At 63.6% G+C, this 16,459-nt stretch carries 13 protein-coding genes; 11 read left to right on the forward strand and 2 right to left on the reverse strand.

Going from position 1 to position 16,459, the window contains the following annotated elements; genetic code table 11:
- Positions 1-66: 66 nt before the first annotated feature.
- Complete coding sequence (locus AC0L4C_RS01685; protein WP_473401788.1) at positions 67-1,383, reverse strand: ABC transporter substrate-binding protein; 1,317 nt, start codon at positions 1,381-1,383, stop codon at positions 67-69.
- A 341-nt stretch (positions 1,384-1,724) separates the two neighbouring features.
- On the opposite strand from AC0L4C_RS01685, the gene AC0L4C_RS01690 reads away from it, so the two are divergent.
- The gene (locus AC0L4C_RS01690; protein WP_473401789.1) at positions 1,725-2,375 is read left to right on the forward strand and encodes a GntR family transcriptional regulator; all 651 of its coding nucleotides are present in this window, start codon (positions 1,725-1,727) and stop codon (positions 2,373-2,375) included.
- Between the two features lie 6 nt (positions 2,376-2,381).
- Here the strand turns inward: AC0L4C_RS01690 and AC0L4C_RS01695 are convergent, their stop codons facing one another.
- Positions 2,382-3,266 (reverse strand): aldose epimerase family protein, encoded by an 885-nt coding sequence (locus tag AC0L4C_RS01695; protein WP_473401790.1) that lies wholly within the window; start codon positions 3,264-3,266, stop codon positions 2,382-2,384.
- Positions 3,267-3,803: 537 nt separating this feature from the next.
- On the opposite strand from AC0L4C_RS01695, the gene AC0L4C_RS01700 reads away from it, so the two are divergent.
- From AC0L4C_RS01700 to AC0L4C_RS01745, 10 genes are all read left to right on the forward strand, one after another.
- The gene (locus AC0L4C_RS01700) at positions 3,804-5,600 is read left to right on the forward strand and encodes an ABC transporter substrate-binding protein (RefSeq protein WP_473401791.1); all 1,797 of its coding nucleotides are present in this window, start codon (positions 3,804-3,806) and stop codon (positions 5,598-5,600) included.
- Between the two features lie 66 nt (positions 5,601-5,666).
- Positions 5,667-6,665 (forward strand): ABC transporter permease, encoded by a 999-nt coding sequence (locus AC0L4C_RS01705; protein WP_473401792.1) that lies wholly within the window; start codon positions 5,667-5,669, stop codon positions 6,663-6,665.
- A gap of 10 nt (positions 6,666-6,675) precedes the next feature.
- On the forward strand, positions 6,676-7,581 hold the full coding sequence (locus AC0L4C_RS01710; protein ID WP_473401793.1) for an ABC transporter permease: 906 nt from the start codon (positions 6,676-6,678) through the stop codon (positions 7,579-7,581).
- 4 nt (positions 7,582-7,585) lie between these two features.
- Positions 7,586-8,629: an ABC transporter ATP-binding protein gene (locus AC0L4C_RS01715; protein WP_473401794.1), complete on the forward strand. Its 1,044-nt coding sequence runs from the start codon at positions 7,586-7,588 to the stop codon at positions 8,627-8,629.
- Positions 8,622-9,626 (forward strand): ABC transporter ATP-binding protein, encoded by a 1,005-nt coding sequence (locus AC0L4C_RS01720; protein WP_473401795.1) that lies wholly within the window; start codon positions 8,622-8,624, stop codon positions 9,624-9,626. Before AC0L4C_RS01715 ends, AC0L4C_RS01720 begins: the two co-directional genes overlap by 8 nt.
- A 58-nt stretch (positions 9,627-9,684) precedes the next feature.
- Complete coding sequence (locus AC0L4C_RS01725) at positions 9,685-10,647, forward strand: mannonate dehydratase (protein WP_473401796.1); 963 nt, start codon at positions 9,685-9,687, stop codon at positions 10,645-10,647.
- An 11-nt stretch (positions 10,648-10,658) separates the two neighbouring features.
- Positions 10,659-11,480, forward strand: a complete 822-nt coding sequence (locus AC0L4C_RS01730) for an NAD-dependent epimerase/dehydratase family protein (protein ID WP_473401797.1) — start codon at positions 10,659-10,661, stop codon at positions 11,478-11,480.
- Positions 11,481-11,597: 117 nt separating this feature from the next.
- Entirely contained in the window at positions 11,598-13,472 is a 1,875-nt protein-coding gene (locus tag AC0L4C_RS01735) for a glucose/sorbosone family PQQ-dependent dehydrogenase (protein ID WP_473401798.1), read from the forward strand.
- 86 nt (positions 13,473-13,558) lie between these two features.
- Positions 13,559-14,605 (forward strand): lactonase family protein, encoded by a 1,047-nt coding sequence (locus AC0L4C_RS01740; protein ID WP_473401799.1) that lies wholly within the window; start codon positions 13,559-13,561, stop codon positions 14,603-14,605.
- 310 nt (positions 14,606-14,915) lie between these two features.
- On the forward strand, positions 14,916-16,319 hold the full coding sequence (locus tag AC0L4C_RS01745; RefSeq protein ID WP_473401800.1) for an ABC transporter substrate-binding protein: 1,404 nt from the start codon (positions 14,916-14,918) through the stop codon (positions 16,317-16,319).
- Positions 16,320-16,459: the final 140 nt, after the last annotated feature.

Consider the following 16,459-nt stretch of genomic DNA (forward strand, 5'->3'; position numbering starts at 1 on the left):
TTCGAATGAGAATTCGCTGCGGGCGATCCCAACGCGGGACCGTCCGCAGCGAGTCAGCCGGGAGGGCTAGTACTTGTCGTAGATCGCCTGGCCCTGCGTCTGGGCTTCATCCATGGCCCGGTCGAAGTCCCAGCCGTCGACGACGACACGCTGGCACATCTTGGGGATGATGAAGTTGGACGAGAGGTCCGCCCAGGCGGCATTGTAGACATCCGGAGCAGCCGGAGCCGTACCGTTCTGGGCGAGGCCGAGGAGACCGACGAGAATCGAATTCGAACCGTCGAAGGCAGAGAGCTTTTCCTGCGACTTGAGCACCGGACCGTAGATGGCGACGTTGAAATAGTCGTTCATGAACTCCGGACCCGAGAGGTGCTCGATGAGGGCGCGGGCCTCATCCTGCATCGGGCTCGCAGCAGTGATGGCGCGAGTCTGCGGGGTGATGGGCGAGACGGTACCAAGCGGACCGGCGGGCAGCGGCGAGAAGGCGCTGGCCTCGAACAGTTCGGGATCGTCCTTCTTGGCGGCGATGCCGACCGAGCCGGTGTTGGCGATGAATGCCGCCTGGCCGGAAAGGTAGGCCTGATTGTCGCCAGCGCCGTCCCAGGTGGTGCAGCCCGGCGAGAACAGGCCCTTGTCCCAGGCATCCTTGAGCCAGGTCAGATAGGTGCGGGTTTCTTCGGACTTGATGGTGATCATCTTGCCGGCGTCGTCGGCAACGCGAGCGCCATAGGACTGCAGCACATTGACCTGCACGTTGGCGTCACCAACGTTGGACAGGGCGAGGCCGAGACCGGAGACGGGCGACTTGTTGACCGCCATCGCCTGGGTGACGAGTTCTTCCCAGGTCTTGGGCGCAGCGGTGAAACCGGCCGGCTCGAGCAGGTCCTTGCGGCGGAGCAGCAGGTTGCCGTTGACGCCGAACGGAATACCGGTGCGGCCGCCGGCAGCGGCGGTGGTGTCGGTGGCGCGATCGGGCCCCTCAAACCAGCCGCCCTGGGCCTCGCCGATGGCCTTGTAGAGGTCGTCGACGGTCGAGAACACGCCCTGGCGGGATAGCAGCAGCAGCAGGTCCAGGCCGACATCGAGTGCGTCGGGCATGGTGTTGGACGAGACGGCCGCAGACACTTTCTGCACGGTCTCGTTCTGGTTGATCATCACCACTTCCGTCTCGACGCCATTGGCGGCGCCCCAGGCGGTGATGGTGTCCGACAGAAGCTTGTTGGCGTCGTCCGAAAAGATCAGGCCGCCCCAGTAGGTGAGCTTGCGGCTCTGGGCGATGGCCGGCATTGGAAAGCCGCTGGCGGCGGCAAGCGCGACGCCGCTGGCAGCGGTGGTCAGGACGCGACGGCGCGACCAGCCTGTGGGTTTACGGGTATCGGTCATTTTTGGTCTCCTCCTCCAAAAAGTCACGCCTGCGACCATTGGCTGGCCTTTGTGCAGGATGGTGAGATGACCGGCGCACTATCCTCCCAGATAGGGCGCCGGCCAGCCATACAGTCGAGCGGGACAGGCTCTGTGCGCCATAGGAAACGCTACGCGCCAGTCCGGCTCCCGTCCACAATCAGCGGATTGGTCTTCCATCCGCCTTTAAATATATCTAAAATAGTGATTAGTAGCCTATATGGCGCTTTGAACCGTTGTCAACGACGCTGCTACTCGCCTTTCGTCGGATGACTTTTGGCTGAGGCGTCGCTAAAAGCGCGCGATCGGGCGGAGAAACCTGCGTGAACGGCGGCATCGACAATCCTGGCTACAACGTGTTTTTCGAAGCGTTGATCGAAGGCCGGCTGAAACTGGGGCAAACGCTCAAGCAGGAAGAGCTTGGGGCGATCCTCGGCCTGTCGCTGTCACCCATGCGGGAGACCACGACCCTGCTGGCCTCGGAGGGGATGATCAAGGTCCGCCGCAAGGTGGGGATCACGATCTTCTACCCGGACATGAAGTTCGTCGGGAACACCTTCCAGTTCAGGGGGCTGCTGGAAAAGGAAGGGCTGCGCAAGTTCGCCGGCACGGTGTCGCGCGAGTGGATTGCCCGGATGCGCGACGAGCATGCCAGGATCATCGCCTTCGTCCGGGCCACCAACGACATGCAGGCCTACCGGCTGCCGGTGAAGGCGCTGGAGGCGGAGTTCCATGAAAGCTTCATCAGCGTGTTCGCCAACGAACAGGTGAACACCATCTATGCCCGCCTGATGCAGAAGATGTACGTCATCCGCCTGCACAACGTGGATGCCGTCGGGCCGGCCAACACGGTGCAGTCGATGAACGAACACCTCGCCATTGTCGATGCGCTGGAAGCGGGCGACGTGGACACGGCGATCGACGGCCTCGACCGCCACTTCAAGGGCGTGCTGCACCGCACGCTGACCACCTGAACCGACCTATTGTCCGACGCTGAGCCGGACCTGCCAGCTGCGGAACTCGCCCGGTGCCAGTGCCGCTGCGCCAGCCGCCATGGCCTCGGCGATGTCGTTGGCGGGCGCGCTGATCGGCTCGATGGCAACCTCGTAATGGCCGCCCGGGGCGGGCCAGGCGCCATAGGTCATCCAGATACCGACATCCTGCAGCGAGGCATCCCATGCCAGGCTCAGCCATTGCCCCGGCTGGCCGATGCGCGCCGTTCCGCCCGGCAGGTTCTCGGCGACGAGCTTGGTCGCAAACAGCGTTTCGGGCGGCTGCACGACGTCCAGCGGAAACGGCAGCACATCGTTGGGACCGGCAAAGGGCAGCCGGTCAGCCGCTATCCTCTCGCCCGCCAGGGAGAGGAAACTGGCGCGAACCGAGTCGAGGCCGGGGATTTCCATCCGGTCTCCCGGCTTGACGGCGAGCAGCGCATGCAAGGCCCAGAGGTAGGGCAACGGCTCGGCGGTGCGGTTGGTGACACCGTAGTCGGCGACGAGGGTCGGGCCATCCAAACTCAGGCGGCGGACGAAACGAAACTCGGGGGCGGCGTAGCTGAGCTCGAGCAGTTCGGTGCCGGCGTTTTCCACAGCCCAGGGCCGTCCCCAGAGGTCGCCATGGTCGCGCAGGCGGCGGCGCCAGGGCGTCGATGCCGCATCGCGGGCGCCGACGGTGGGGAAGCACTCGTCCCAGCCCACGGCTTCGTCTCCGAGATAGACGGCATCCTCGCCGGTCTGCGCGCTGCGGCCACCCCTGGTCATCCAGTCGCGGCCCGATTTCCGGTCGATCAGACTGGTGACGCGAGCCCCATAGGCGGCGTCGACGTTGACCTCGAGCCAGTCGTTGCCGAGCGTGTGCAGTGCCATGTTTTCAGTACCCGCCGGCGCGCGGGCCTCCACCCATTTGTGGGGAGCATGCTGTATCCAAATCGCTTTGAAAGAAACCACAAACTGACATTTCACTCGTTGACACTGCCGGAACTTGCGTGCAACGCTTAGTGAAACAAGAGCAAATCCGGGCTGTCTCTGGAGGGTCAGAACCGGATCAAGGGGGAGTGAAAGCCAGCACGGCGCGGTCGAGGAGACCGCTCTGAATGCCTGCCAAAGATAACGATAACCTGCATGGGATTCCGACACTCGTACTGAGCGTCGGCGCGGCCTAAGCCGCCGCCAATGCAGTGTTTTTTCCAGCGGGCGAGGAGCGCGTGTCGACGGCGCCAACGGGCGATCGATCCACCGATGAGGAAACCTGCGCAAGCAGGACATGACGGGGCGGCCGCTGGCTGCTCCATCACTTCTGGAGGGAAGGGAAATCCCGACCTCCGGGGCTGGACGGAAATCTGACGCTGCAGCGTTTGCGGCGTGAGCTTGCCATTTTTATCCACAGACATGGGAGGATGTCACATGAAGAGATTGAAGTTGGCCGCAGCCGCCGTATTGGCGGTAGGGGCCTTGGCGGCACCGATAGCCGCGTGGGCCCAAAGCCCGCTGATGGCTACGGCGCCAAAGGAAATCACGCCGGCCGAGCCGCTGGCTGATGTTCCTCGCGAGCAGACGCTGGTGCTGGGCTGGGGCGTTGCCGCCGGTTCGCCGATCGGCGTCACCAACCCATGGGCGCTTCCCGGGTATACCCATCAGGAAGGCAACGCCATGATGTGGGAGCCGCTGATGTACTTCGCCATTTTCAAGGGCGAGTATGTTCCGTGGCTGGCCGACAGCATGGAATACACCGACGACACCTTCACGACCCTCGAGATCAAGATCAATCCGATGGCCAAGTGGAGCGACGGCGTCGCTGTCACCGCCAAGGACGTGAAGTTCACGTTTGACGGTCAGCTCAACAACAACAAGCTGCCCTACAACGCGCACTTCCAGCAGTTCGTCGAGTCCACCGAGATTGTCGACGACCTGACCGCCGTGGTGCACTTCAAGGCCCCGGCCCCGCGCTTCAAGTTCGAGGTCCTGACCCAGAAGTTCGACACCGGTATCCCGATCGTTCCGGAGCACTACCTGTCGCAGCAGGCCGACGTGAATATGGCTCCCGGCCAGACCGAGATGCCGCATTCGGGTCCGTATGATCTGAAGGCATGGAATGCCAACCAGAAGATCTACGACCTGCGCACGGACTGGTGGGCTATTGCCGCCGGTCGTGTGGCAGAGCCGGCCGTCAAGCGCATCATCATCGCCAACATCATCGGCGTTTCGATGGACACGGTGGCCCAGCGTATCGTGAACAACGAGTTCGACTCCGCCCTCGACATGCGTTCGGCGGTGATCAGCAATATCCTTGCACAGAACCCGAACATCACGACCCATACCGGCAACGAGTCGCCCTACGGCTATCTCGACTGGTGGCCGAACTCGCTCTGGGTGAACACTCAGATCGAACCCTACAACAACCCCAACGTCCGTCGTGCGATGAGCCTGCTCATCAACCGCGATCTGATCAACGACATCCTCTATGATGGCGCCCAGATTGCCACCATCTACCCGTTCCCTCTCTACCCGAACCTGCAGGCTTTTGCTGACTCGCCCGGCGTCAAGGCGCTTGAAGAGCAGTACCAGCCGCGCCTGTTCGACCCCGAGAAGAGTGCGGCTCTCATGACCGAAGCCGGCTTCACCATGAACGGCAATGGCCTCTGGGAAAAAGATGGCGAGACCATCGACACCACGATCCAGGGTTTCGAAGGCATCCACAGCGACATCGTCCCGATCCTGGTTGAAATGCTCCGCCAGGGCGGCTTTGATGCCTCTGTCAACTTCGGCCCCGACGCCTACCAGAACATGGCTGACGGCCGCATCGGCGCATACATGTTCGGTCACGGTGCTTCGCTCTACGATCCGTTCGAGGCTCTGAACCTCTTCCACGGCAAGTACAGCCAGGCCATCGGCACCTCGGCAGGCAACAACCGCTTCTCGCGGTACTCGAACCCGGAATACGATGCGATCCTCGACAAGATTGCACCGCTGTCGTCTGACGATCCGGAGTTCGTGGCTGGTGCCACCGAGGCACTGGGCATCTACTGGCGTGACCAGATCGATATTCCGATCATCCAGTGGCTCCACCGTATCGCCTACAACCAGACGTACTGGAAGAACTGGCCGACCGCGTCGAACCCCGCAATGGGTACGAACGGCGCCTTCTGGGCACACACCGGCATGCTGGTTGTGACCGCGCTGCAGCCGGCTGGCGCGCAGTAATCCGACCCTACCTGGAGTGCGCGTCCGCGCGCACTCCTTCACTTCACGGTGCCGGAGTTGCCCCAAGTGAATTTCAAACTCATTGCCAAGCGTCTGTCTTTCTTGGTCCTGGTCATTTGGGCCGCGTCGACCATCGTCTTTTTTGTGCCGCGCCTGTCATCGCGTAACGCCATCCGCGAACGCTTCGCGGAACTTGCGCGGTCCGGCGGCTTTTCGCCCGCCGATATCGAAACCCTGGTCGCCAACATGAACCAGCAGTTCGGCCTCGACCGGCCGCTGCTCGACCAGTACTGGACCTATCTGGGCAATATCGTCCGCATGGATTTCGGCTACTCGCTCAACCGCTATCCGTCGACGGTTGCCGATATCATCAGCCAGGCCCTGCCCTGGACCTTCTTCCTGCTGCTGGTCACGACGATCCTGAGCTTTGTCATCGGCAACCTGCTCGGCGCCGTTTCCGCATGGCCGAAAGCGCCGCGCTGGCTGCGCACGATCGCCACCCCATTCATCCTGCTCACCGGCGTGCCGCCCGTCATCATGGGCATCCTGCTGCTGTTCTTCATCGGCTTCCGCATGAAGCTGCTGCCGCTGGGTGGATCCTATTCCATCGGCACGGTGCCGAACTGGTCCTGGACCTTCGCCTTCGACATCCTGCGACACCAGCTGCTCCCGGCGCTGGCACTGATCCTCGGCTCGGTCGGTGGCTGGGTGCTGTCGATGCGTGGCATGGGCATCACCATTCAAGGCGAGGACTACGTCAACTTTGCCGAGCACAAGGGACTGACAGGCGGTCGCATCTTCCGCGACTACTACCTGCGCAATACCCTGCTGCCGCAGGTGACGGGACTGGCCCTTGCGCTGGGTACGGTGGTCACCTCGGCGATCATCGTGGAAGGCCTGTTCGGTCTGCCCGGCCTCGGGACGGTGCTCAACAACGCCATCCGCGCCAACGATTTCCCGGTGATCTACGGCGTCGTGCTGTTCATCACCATCGCCATCGCCGTGCTGATGGCGGTTCTCGAATTCGTCTACCCGCTGCTCGACCCGCGCGTGCGGAATCATTAGGATCGGACAATTGACCACAATTGCTACAAATTCGGTGGAAGAGACCGTCCGTCAGCCCGGCAGTCTCACGCTTCTGCTGCGCTATCTCAATCGTAACCGCGGGCTGGCCGTCGGTCTGCTGATCCTGCTCGGCCTGGTGCTGTTCACCGTCATCGGGCTCCTGGTGATCAACCCCAAGCACGCCTATCCGCTGGCGGTGGCCACCAAGCAGCCGCCCAGCCTCAAGTATCCGTTCGGTACCGACTTCTTCGGTCGTGACATGATGGCGGCCATGGTGGTCGGCATGTGGCAGACGGCCGTGATCGGCGTCATCGCCGGCGGACTGGGGACCCTGATCGGGGTCGTGCTCGGCTTCGTCTCGGCCTATTTCGGCGGCTGGATCGACAGCTCCATCCGCACCGTCTGCCAGATCCTCACGCCGATCCCGGTGCTGCTGATCCAGGTGGTCATCGCCGGCTCGCTCGACAAGCGGGACGTCACCATTTTCACGATGGCACTCATCGTGGTGCTGCTCGCCTGGATGGGACCGACGCTGGTGATCCGCTCGCAGGTGCTGACCATGAAGGAACGGCAGTTCGTTTCGGTGGCCAAGCTCTCGGGCGTCTCGGACATGGGCGTCATCTTCAAGGAGATCCTGCCCAACTTGCTGCCGTTCATTGCCGCGGCCTTTGTGGGCCAGGTGTTTTCGGCGGTGTTTGCGTCCTTCTACCTGGCAGTTCTCGGCCTCGGCCCGCTGCGCGAGCCGCTGCTCGGCAACATCATCTGGGCGGCCCAGCTGCAGGGCGCTTTCTTCAACGGCTGGTGGTGGTGGCCCATTGCGCCTTCGGTGGCAATGATCCTCATCCTCGGGTCGCTGGCTCTCATCAACATGGGCCTCGACGAACTGGCCAACCCGCGCGTGCGACGGACGGAATAATCTGATGACCAACACTATAGATATGGCCGGCAGCCACGCCGGCACGCAGAAGGGGCTCGCGCCCGACAGCAGTCCCGTCCTACGCGTCGAGGGGCTGGAGGTAACCTACTACACCGACCTCGGCCGGGCGAAGGCACTGGACGATGTGAGCTTCACGCTCGAAGCCGGCCAGAAGCTGGGCATGGTGGGGGAGTCCGGTTCGGGCAAGTCCACCCTGGCCCTCGCCATGATGCGCATGATCAAGCCCCCCGGGCGGATCGAGGGTGGCAAGGTGATCGTCGGTGGCGGGGACCTGATGTCGCTGAACGAAGAGGAGATGCGCAAGGCACGCCTGAGCCGCATCGCCTATATTCCGCAGGGTGCGATGAACTCGCTCAACCCGGTGACGCGGATCGGCGAGCAGATGGTGGACGCGATCAAGTCCCACATCTCGGGCGAGAGCAAGTCGGCCATCGCCGATCGCTGCGCGCATGCGCTGCGTTCGGTGGATCTGGATCCGAGCGTGTACCGGATGTATGCGCACGAACTGTCCGGCGGCATGAAGCAGCGCGTCTGCATTGCCATCGGCATCCTGCTGCAGCCCAATGTCATCATCGCCGACGAGCCGACAAGCGCGCTCGACGTGGTGACGCAGCGGCAGGTGATGGAGACCATCGACAAGGTCCAGGACGAGATCAATGCGGCGGTCATCTTGATCGGCCACGACATGGGCCTGATGGCGCAGTTCGTGGACCGGGTGGCGGTGATGTATGCCGGCCGGCTGGTCGAACTGGCCACCGTGCAGGAGATGTTCACCGACCCCAAGCATCCCTACTCGCAGGCTCTGATCGACTCGCTGCCCAGCCTCGACAACAAGGGTGTGTTCCAGGGCATTCCCGGACTTGCGCCGTCGCTGTTGCGGCTGCCGAGCGGCTGTGCGTTCCATCCGCGGTGTCCGCATGGACATCTCGAGCTGCAGCGCAGCGTCCGCCCTGAACCTGTCGTGCTGCCCGGTGGCCGCACGGTGACCTGCCATCTCTATAGCGAGGAGGGGCAGCGCAATGGCTAACTTGCTCGAACTCAAAGACGTATCCAAAGTCTACTCCCGTGGGCTGCTGAGCAAGAATGCAACGATCGCGCTGCAGAACTTCTCGCTCGAACTCAAGGAAGACGAACCGACCATCCTGACGGTGGCCGGCGAGAGCGGCAGCGGCAAGACGACGCTCGCCATGCTGCTGCTCGGCTTCATCACGGCAACGACGGGCGAGATCCTCTATCGCGGCAAGAACATTGCCGGGTTGCACGGGGCCGAACGCCTCGCCTATCGACGCGAAGTGCAGGCGGTGTTCCAGGACCCGTTTGCGGTGTTCAACCCCTTCTACACGGTCGACCATCTGCTGACGGTGCCGATCAAGCGGTTCAAGCTGGCCAAGTCCAATGCCGAAGCCCGCAAGAAGATGGACGAGGCGCTGACCGCAGTCGGCCTGCGTCCGGAAGACGTGCTGGGGCGTTTCCCGCACCAGCTGTCGGGCGGCCAGCGCCAGCGCATCAACGTGGCCCGGGCACTGCTGCTCAGGCCGCGGCTGCTGATCGCCGACGAACCGGTTTCGATGGTGGACGCCTCGCTGCGCGCCAATATCCTGGAGACGCTGCGCAACCTGCAGCGCGACTATGGCGTGTCGATCATCTACATCACGCACGATCTGACGACGGCCTATCACATCGCCAAGTCGATCATTGTGCTGTACCGCGGCGGTGTCATGGAAGCAGGCGACGTCGACAAGGTGATCAAGGATCCCAAGCATCCCTACACCAAGCTCCTGGTCGACTCGATCCCGTGGCCCAATCTCGAACAGCGCTGGGGCAGCGAGCCGATCAAGGCGCGCGAGGGCGTGATGGTGGCCGGCGGCTGTCCGTTCATGTCGCGCTGCCCGTCGGCCATGGAAATCTGCAAGACCCGGCCACCGCTCTACGAGATCGACCCCAAGCATGCCGCGGCCTGCTACCTCTACGACAAGCAGCCCAAGGTATCGGTCGATCGACTTTCAGAACTGCTGCCGGTCTAGACCGGCGTCTTTAAACCGAGGGCCGGCGTCTTGCCGGCCCGATCACGGACATTTTCAAATGCTTCAGATTGCAGAGTTCATCAGTCCCAAACCGACGCCGGTGTGGAAGCTGGCACAGCAATGCGGTGTCGACCTTGCCGTTGGCGGGTTGCCGTTCGACACGCTGCAGGCCGGCGAGAAGGTCGGCGACCTGGCGCCATTGACGCGCATGAAGGCCGACTATGAAGCCGGCGGCTTCAAGCTCGCCGTGCTCGAGTCGCGGCCGCCGCTCAACAAGGCCAAGCGGGGCCTCGAGGGCCGCGACGCCGAGATCGACGTGGTCTGCGACCTGCTCACCAATATGGGCAAGCTCGGCATCCCGGTGTGGTGCTACGAGTGGATGACCGACTTCAACTGGGTGCGCACCAATTTCGCCACCCCGTCGCGCGGCGGCTCGGTGGTGACCAGCTTCAATGTCAACGACGTGCCCGACGACATCACCTCCAATCCGCCGATCAGCGAGGAGGAGCTCTGGACCAATCTGGAGTATTTCCTCAAGCGCACCCTGCCCGTGGCCGAGAAGGCCGGGGTGAAGATGTCGATGCATCCGGACGATCCCCCGATCACGCCGATCAAGGGCGTCAGCCGCATCATGCGGACGATCGACAACTATCATCGCCTGCTCGAGCTGGTGCCGAGCGAGATGAACACCATCACCATGTGTCAGGGTAATTTCACGCTGATGACCGACGACCTGCCGCGCGAGATCCGTCGCTTCGGCAAGAAGATTTCCTTTATCCATTTCCGCGACGTGCGCGGCGTGCCGACACAGTTCGAAGAAACCTGGCACGATGCAGGCAAGACCGACATGCTCGCCTGCATGCAGGCCTACAAGGATATCGACTTCGACGGCGTCCTGCGGCCCGATCACGTGCCGACGGTGGAAGGCGACAGCAACGAACATGCCGGCTATTCGGCGTTCGGGCGGCTCTATGCCATCGGCTACATTCGCGGCCTGCAGCAGGCCGTCTACGCGTCCTAAGGTTCGACATCATGAAGATTGCACTGACCGGTGGCAGCGGCGGCATTGGCCGCGCCATTATTGAACTCGCGCTGGCGCGTGGCGACACCGTCGTCAGCGTCGACCGCGTCCCCTCGCCCGATCCGCGCGAGGGCGTCACCTATGTCGAAGCGCCGATGAGCGACTACGACGCGCTCGTCAAGGCCTTCGAGGGCTGCGACGCGCTGATCCATATGGCGGCGATCCCGTCGCCATTCCGCGAGCCCGACCACGTCGTCCACAACAACAATGTGGTGGGCAGCTACAACGCCATGCGGGCGGCGATCGAACATGGCATCATGCGCATCTGCCAGGCGTCGAGCGTCAACGCCATCGGGCTGTCCTACAGCCGCGAGGCGCATTTCGACTACCTGCCGCTCGACGAAGAGCATCCGAACTACACCGAGGAGCCCTACGGCCTCTCCAAGTGGATCTGCGAACAGCAGGCCGACACCTTCGCGCGGCGCTATGCAGACATCAGCATCGCCAGCATCCGCTTCCACTGGGTGGTGCCGGACCGGCAACTGGCCGTCAACGCCTTCGGCGCGCCCAGCCAGGAGGTCGCCAAGCACCTCTTTGCCTATACCTTGCGCGAGCCGGCGGCACGAGCCTGCCTGCTCGGCATCGAAGGCAAGTTCAAGGGGCACGAAGCGTTCTACATCGTCGGACCGGACTCGGTCTCGGCGACGCCGAGTCTTGAGCTGGCGGCGACCTATTTCCCCAATGTGCCGGTTACCGGCGATCTCAGCGGGCACAAGGGCTTCTTCAATTGCGCCAAGGCGGAGCGGCTGCTCGGCTGGAGGCATGACGACTGACGATTGCAAGCGTCCGGTGCAAGCCAGCGCCTGTGCCGGACGCTAACCCAAGACGACGGTGAACCTTGGGCCGCCTCACGTGTTTAGCCCGCATCGACACTCTTGGAGGGATTCTGCATGAAACGATTTGCCGCTGTCGCACTCGCCGGTCTGGGCCTGACATTTCCCGCACTGGCGCAGGACACCCCCGACTCGGTCGTTCCCGGGCAACAACAATTCGAAATGCAGGTGCTGACCAGCGGTCTTGCCGGGCCGTGGGAGCTGACCTACGGGCCCGACGACTTCCTGTGGGTCACCGAGCGCACCGGCGGCCGCATCGACCGCATCAACCCGGCTGACGGCACCGTGTCGACGCTGATCGAGATCGACGAGGTCTCGGCGCCGGGCGGGCAGGATGGCCTGCTGGGCCTGGCGCTGCATCCCGATCTGCTCAAGGGCACCGGCAACGACTACGTCTTTGCCGCCTACACCTATGTCGACAAGTCGCTGGGCGGCGATCCGACGGTGGCAGACCCCTTCAGCCCCTACCACGATCTTTATGCCAAGATCGTGCGCCTGACCTACGACGCGGCCAGCGACAAGCTGACCGATCCGGTCGAGGTGATTGCAGGCCTGCCGGCCAGCAATGACCACAATTCGGGCCGCCTGAAAGTCGGACCGGACGGCAAGCTCTACTACACCATCGGCGACGGCGGCAAAAACCAGCTCGGCAACTGGTGCCTGCCCATCGAGGCGCAGCGCCTGCCGACGGAAGACGAGCTCTCGGCCAAAGACTTCATCGCCTACCAGGGCAAGTCGCTGCGGCTCAACCTCGACGGCTCGGTCCCCGAGGACAATCCGGTGATCGACGGCATCAAGAGCCACGTCTTCACCTATGGGCACCGCAACATGCAGGGCATCGACTTCGCGCCGGATGGCACGCTCTACGCGTCCGAGCAGGGCCCAAAGACCGATGACGAGGTCAACATCCTGGTCGGCGGCGACAATTACGGCTGGCCGCATGTCGGCGGTTTCCGGGACGACAAGGCCTACCAGTATGCGCGCTGGGCCGACGCGACGACGCCTTGCGAGCAGCTGTCGTTCAGCGACATCACCATCGATCCGTCGGTGCCGGTGGAGGACGAAAGCGCCTGGACGGGCGAGCAGCACGACCCGCTCGCAACCATGTTCACCGTTCCGAGCGACTGGGACTTTACCGATCCTGCCTGCAACGGCATCGACTTCATCTGCTGGCCCACGGTCGCTGCCTCCAGCATCCAGACCTATTTCCCGGAGGCTGGTGAAGGCATTCCGGGCTGGGAGCACTCGCTGCTGGTGACGACGCTCAAGCGCGGCTCGCTCTATCGCGTGCCATTGAGTGAAGACGGCCAGTCGGTGGCCGGCCCGATCGAGCGCTTCTTCCAGACCGAGAACCGCTTCCGCGATGTCGCCCTGAGCCCGGACATGAAGACGATCTTTGTCGCCACCGATCCGGGTGGCCTGGCGGAATCGCTCTCGGGCGGCACCACCACCACCATGCAGAACCCCGGCGCCATCCTCGTCTACACCTATACCGGTGACGGCAATGCGGCGACTGCGGCCGGCACAGAAGCCGATACCGCCGGCGGCACCGACACGGCCGATGCGGGCATGGCGGCTGCCGGCGGCGCCGCACCGACCTTCACCGCGGAACAGGCCGAGCGCGGTCAGGCAGCCTACCGCGCGAACTGCGTGTCCTGCCACGGCCAGAACCTGATCAATGCCGCCTATGGCACGCCGCTGGCCGGGCCCTATTTCGACGGCAAGTGGCGCGGCAAGACGGTCGAGGCCTTCTACAACTATGCGCATGACCGTATGCCGCCATCGCGGCCGGCTTCGCTGTCGCCCGAGACCTATGCCGACATCGTCGCCTATGTGTTCGAGGTCAACGGCCTCGCCGCCGGCGATGCGGAATTGCCGGCCGATACATCGGCCCTGGCCGGGATGACCATTCCGGCCAAGCAAGCGGGCTGACACGAACCGAACCAGATGGCAGTGGCCCCGCGCCGCTGCCATTTGCATGATAGCCTGCCGCAACAAAGCCCAGGAGAGGACCCGAAATGCCCGACACGACGCTGATGGCCATTGGCTGCTACACCGAGGACATGGCGCATGTGAAAGGCGCCGGCGAAGGCATCGTGATAGCGGCCCTCGACCAGGCAACGGGCAGAATCGAAGTCCGGCACGTGGTCAAGGGCCCGCGCAACCCGAGCTATCTGGCGACATCCCCGGCCGGCGACCGGCTCTATGCGGTGGAAGAGCTTGGCAGCGATGCCGCGCCGCACATTCACACCTACGCGCTCGACCGGTCGACCGGCACGCTCGAACTGCTGTCAAAGACGCCCTGCCCCGGTGCCGCGGCCTGCCATATCAAGACCGACGCTGCCGGGCGTGTCCTGCTGGTATCCAATTTCGTCTCCGGCGACCTGCTCTGCTACAAGCTCGATATCGACGGCATTCCCGAAAGTTCGCCCCAGGTCATCGGCCGGCCGGGCGATGGCACGGCGCGGGTGCACTACGCCAGCGAGGTTGGCGATGGCGTGGTGCTGGTCTGCGACGCCGGCAATGACATGATCGCCGCCTACGGCCTCGACGCGGACGGGCTGCGACCCGACCCCCTCTACGAAATCAGCGCGGCCTCAGGCAGCTTTCCGCGGCACCTGGCGGTGACCGCAGACGGGCAGGGCCTGCTGGTGGCGCATGAACATCATTCCACCCTGGGCAGCGTGCGGCTCGAAGACGGCACCGGCGTCTATGTGGATGTGCTCTCGACCCTGCCCGCCGACTGGACAGGGGCCAAGTCCGGCGCGGCCGTGCGCATCCATCCCGACGGCCGGTTCGGCTACATGTCGAGCCGGGCGCATAACTCGATCTTCGGCGCGACGATCTCGTCCGGTTCGCTGCGACTGAGGCCAATCGGGATCTGGGAGACCGGTGGTGTGACGCCCCGTGACTTTGCCATCGATCCGAGCGGCCGCTGGCTGGTGGCAGCCCATCAGGACAGCAGTGACCTGTCGGTGTTTCCGCTGGACCCGGAGACCGGTCGGCTGGGAGCGCGGGGCCACCGCCTGGACCTGGGAACCCCCGTCTCGGTGCTCTTCCTCTAGCGCGTCCGTCGGACCGCGCTCGGGGGCGGCGGGGCGCCAAAGTTTCTCAGCCGTTTCAGAGGCAGCGATCGCAGACCGGTTCTGCGCGCCATCCCTTTGTTTTTTCTTGCTTTTTCTCGTTGAGAGCGACGCGCCAGCGGCGCTTTCCTGCTAACCTATACTTTTGATTTATGGGTGAACGCTGAGGTACGTGTTGCAGCGAGAGGAATTCTAGTCAATGTTGAGCAAGTGAGACGAACGCCCCGCAGGTGCCACAGAGTGCCAAGGGATGTCGTCCAAGGAAACTGCCTAATGTGGAGGAGAAACTGGAATGACTTTCAAGAAGTTGAATCGCCGTGACGTCCTGAGGGGGACGGCCGCGACTGGCGCCGGATTGCTGGCTGCCGGCAGCGGGTTTTCCGCTCTCGGGCAGGATGCACCCAAGCCCGATGACGCACTGCCGGTCGGCAGCTCGGGCAAGCTGACGGTTATCCACCGTACCGAGTATTTCGAAGCCGCGCAGACTGCCTTCCGCGACACCGTGCAGGCGTTTGCCGACGCCAAGGGTGTCGAGCTCGACATCTCGACGACCAACCCGGAATCGTTCGGCGACTTCATGGGCAAGATGACTGCCGCCGTGAAGGCCGGCAACGCTCCGGATTTTGCCTATACGTCCAACGTTTCGATCTCGCAGCTGCACCTGCTCGACCTCGTCGAGGATGTGACCGACGTGGTCGACGAGGCAGTGGCCAAGTACGGCGCCATCATGCCGGGCCTGAATGCTGCCAAGACCGCCCAGTTCGACGGCCGCTGGAAGGCCATCCCGCTGATCGGCACCACCACCGGCTACTACGCCCGTGGCGACAAGCTCAAGGAAGCCGGCATCGACCCGGCCTCGCTCAAGACCATCGTTGATCGCCGCGAAGCCGCACTCGCCATTTCCGGCCCGGACTTCTACGGCTGGGGCTTCACCCCCAACCAGTCCGGTGACGGCTTCGGCTTCCTGATCGGCGTCGTGCAGGCCTTTGGCGGTTCGTTCACCGACGAAACCGGCATGATCATCAAGTTCAACTCGCCCGAGACTGTGGCGGCGTTCGAATTCCTGCAGGAAACCTACGACCGCAACGGCAAGTATGCCGCCATGCTGCCGCCGGGCGTCGAGAGCTGGAACGATACCGGCAACAACGAAGCCTACCTCGCAGGCCAGATCGGCTTCACGCAGAACGCCTTCTCGATCTACGCCCAGGCCAAGCGTGACAACAACCCGGTCTTCCCGCACACCCTGCTGCTGCAGGCGCCGACGGCCATCAACGGCGACAGCCGCGATGGCGGCAATGTCGGCGGCTGGATGACCATCTTCAAGGGCGCGCCGAATGCGGCTCTCGCCAAGGAACTGGCACTCAACCTGCTCGACCCGGAGAACTTCGGCAAGATCGCAGCGCTGGGCAGCGTGCTGTTCACGCCGGCCTACGAGAACCTCTGGACCGAAGAACTGCTGGCAGCCGAGCCGAACCTGGCGACCATCAAGGAGGCGGTCAGCGTGACCGATCCGTTCCTTGGTCAGTCGTGGCCGGCAAACCCCAATGCGGGTGTCGACGCCATCCGCGCCCAGGGCGTGCTCGAGCAGTCCGTCGGCAACGTCATCTCCGGCCGCATGTCGCCCGCCGATGCCGTCAAGGACGCACATCAGAAGATGGTCGACCTCTTCGAAGAAGGCGGCATCATGCAGCCCTAAGGCAGCAGCAGTCGCAAGGGAGGGCGGCGCAACCGCCCTCCCCGTTTTAACCGCACAGCGTCATCGGCCGCATCTCCGGGGGGAGTGCGAGCGCCGTTTTGCGCAAGTTATCCAGGCCACGGCGCGCCACGAACGGCCTC

It is taken from the genome of Devosia sp. J20-27, assembly GCF_055808595.1.

What these genes read in the sequence shown, in the direction of transcription:
- AC0L4C_RS01685 (WP_473401788.1), bottom strand. Translation starts at nt 1,383, where the DNA reads ATGACCGATACCCGTAAACCCACAGGCTGGTCGCGCCGTCGCGTCCTG.
- AC0L4C_RS01695 (WP_473401790.1), bottom strand. Translation starts at nt 3,266, where the DNA reads ATGGCACTGCACACGCTCGGCAACGACTGGCTCGAGGTCAACGTCGAC.
- AC0L4C_RS01700 (WP_473401791.1), top strand. Translation starts at nt 3,804, where the DNA reads ATGAAGAGATTGAAGTTGGCCGCAGCCGCCGTATTGGCGGTAGGGGCC.
- AC0L4C_RS01715 (WP_473401794.1), top strand. Translation starts at nt 7,586, where the DNA reads ATGACCAACACTATAGATATGGCCGGCAGCCACGCCGGCACGCAGAAG.
- AC0L4C_RS01720 (WP_473401795.1), top strand. Translation starts at nt 8,622, where the DNA reads ATGGCTAACTTGCTCGAACTCAAAGACGTATCCAAAGTCTACTCCCGT.
- AC0L4C_RS01725 (WP_473401796.1), top strand. Translation starts at nt 9,685, where the DNA reads ATGCTTCAGATTGCAGAGTTCATCAGTCCCAAACCGACGCCGGTGTGG.
- AC0L4C_RS01730 (WP_473401797.1), top strand. Translation starts at nt 10,659, where the DNA reads ATGAAGATTGCACTGACCGGTGGCAGCGGCGGCATTGGCCGCGCCATT.
- AC0L4C_RS01735 (WP_473401798.1), top strand. Translation starts at nt 11,598, where the DNA reads ATGAAACGATTTGCCGCTGTCGCACTCGCCGGTCTGGGCCTGACATTT.
- AC0L4C_RS01740 (WP_473401799.1), top strand. Translation starts at nt 13,559, where the DNA reads ATGCCCGACACGACGCTGATGGCCATTGGCTGCTACACCGAGGACATG.
- AC0L4C_RS01745 (WP_473401800.1), top strand. Translation starts at nt 14,916, where the DNA reads ATGACTTTCAAGAAGTTGAATCGCCGTGACGTCCTGAGGGGGACGGCC.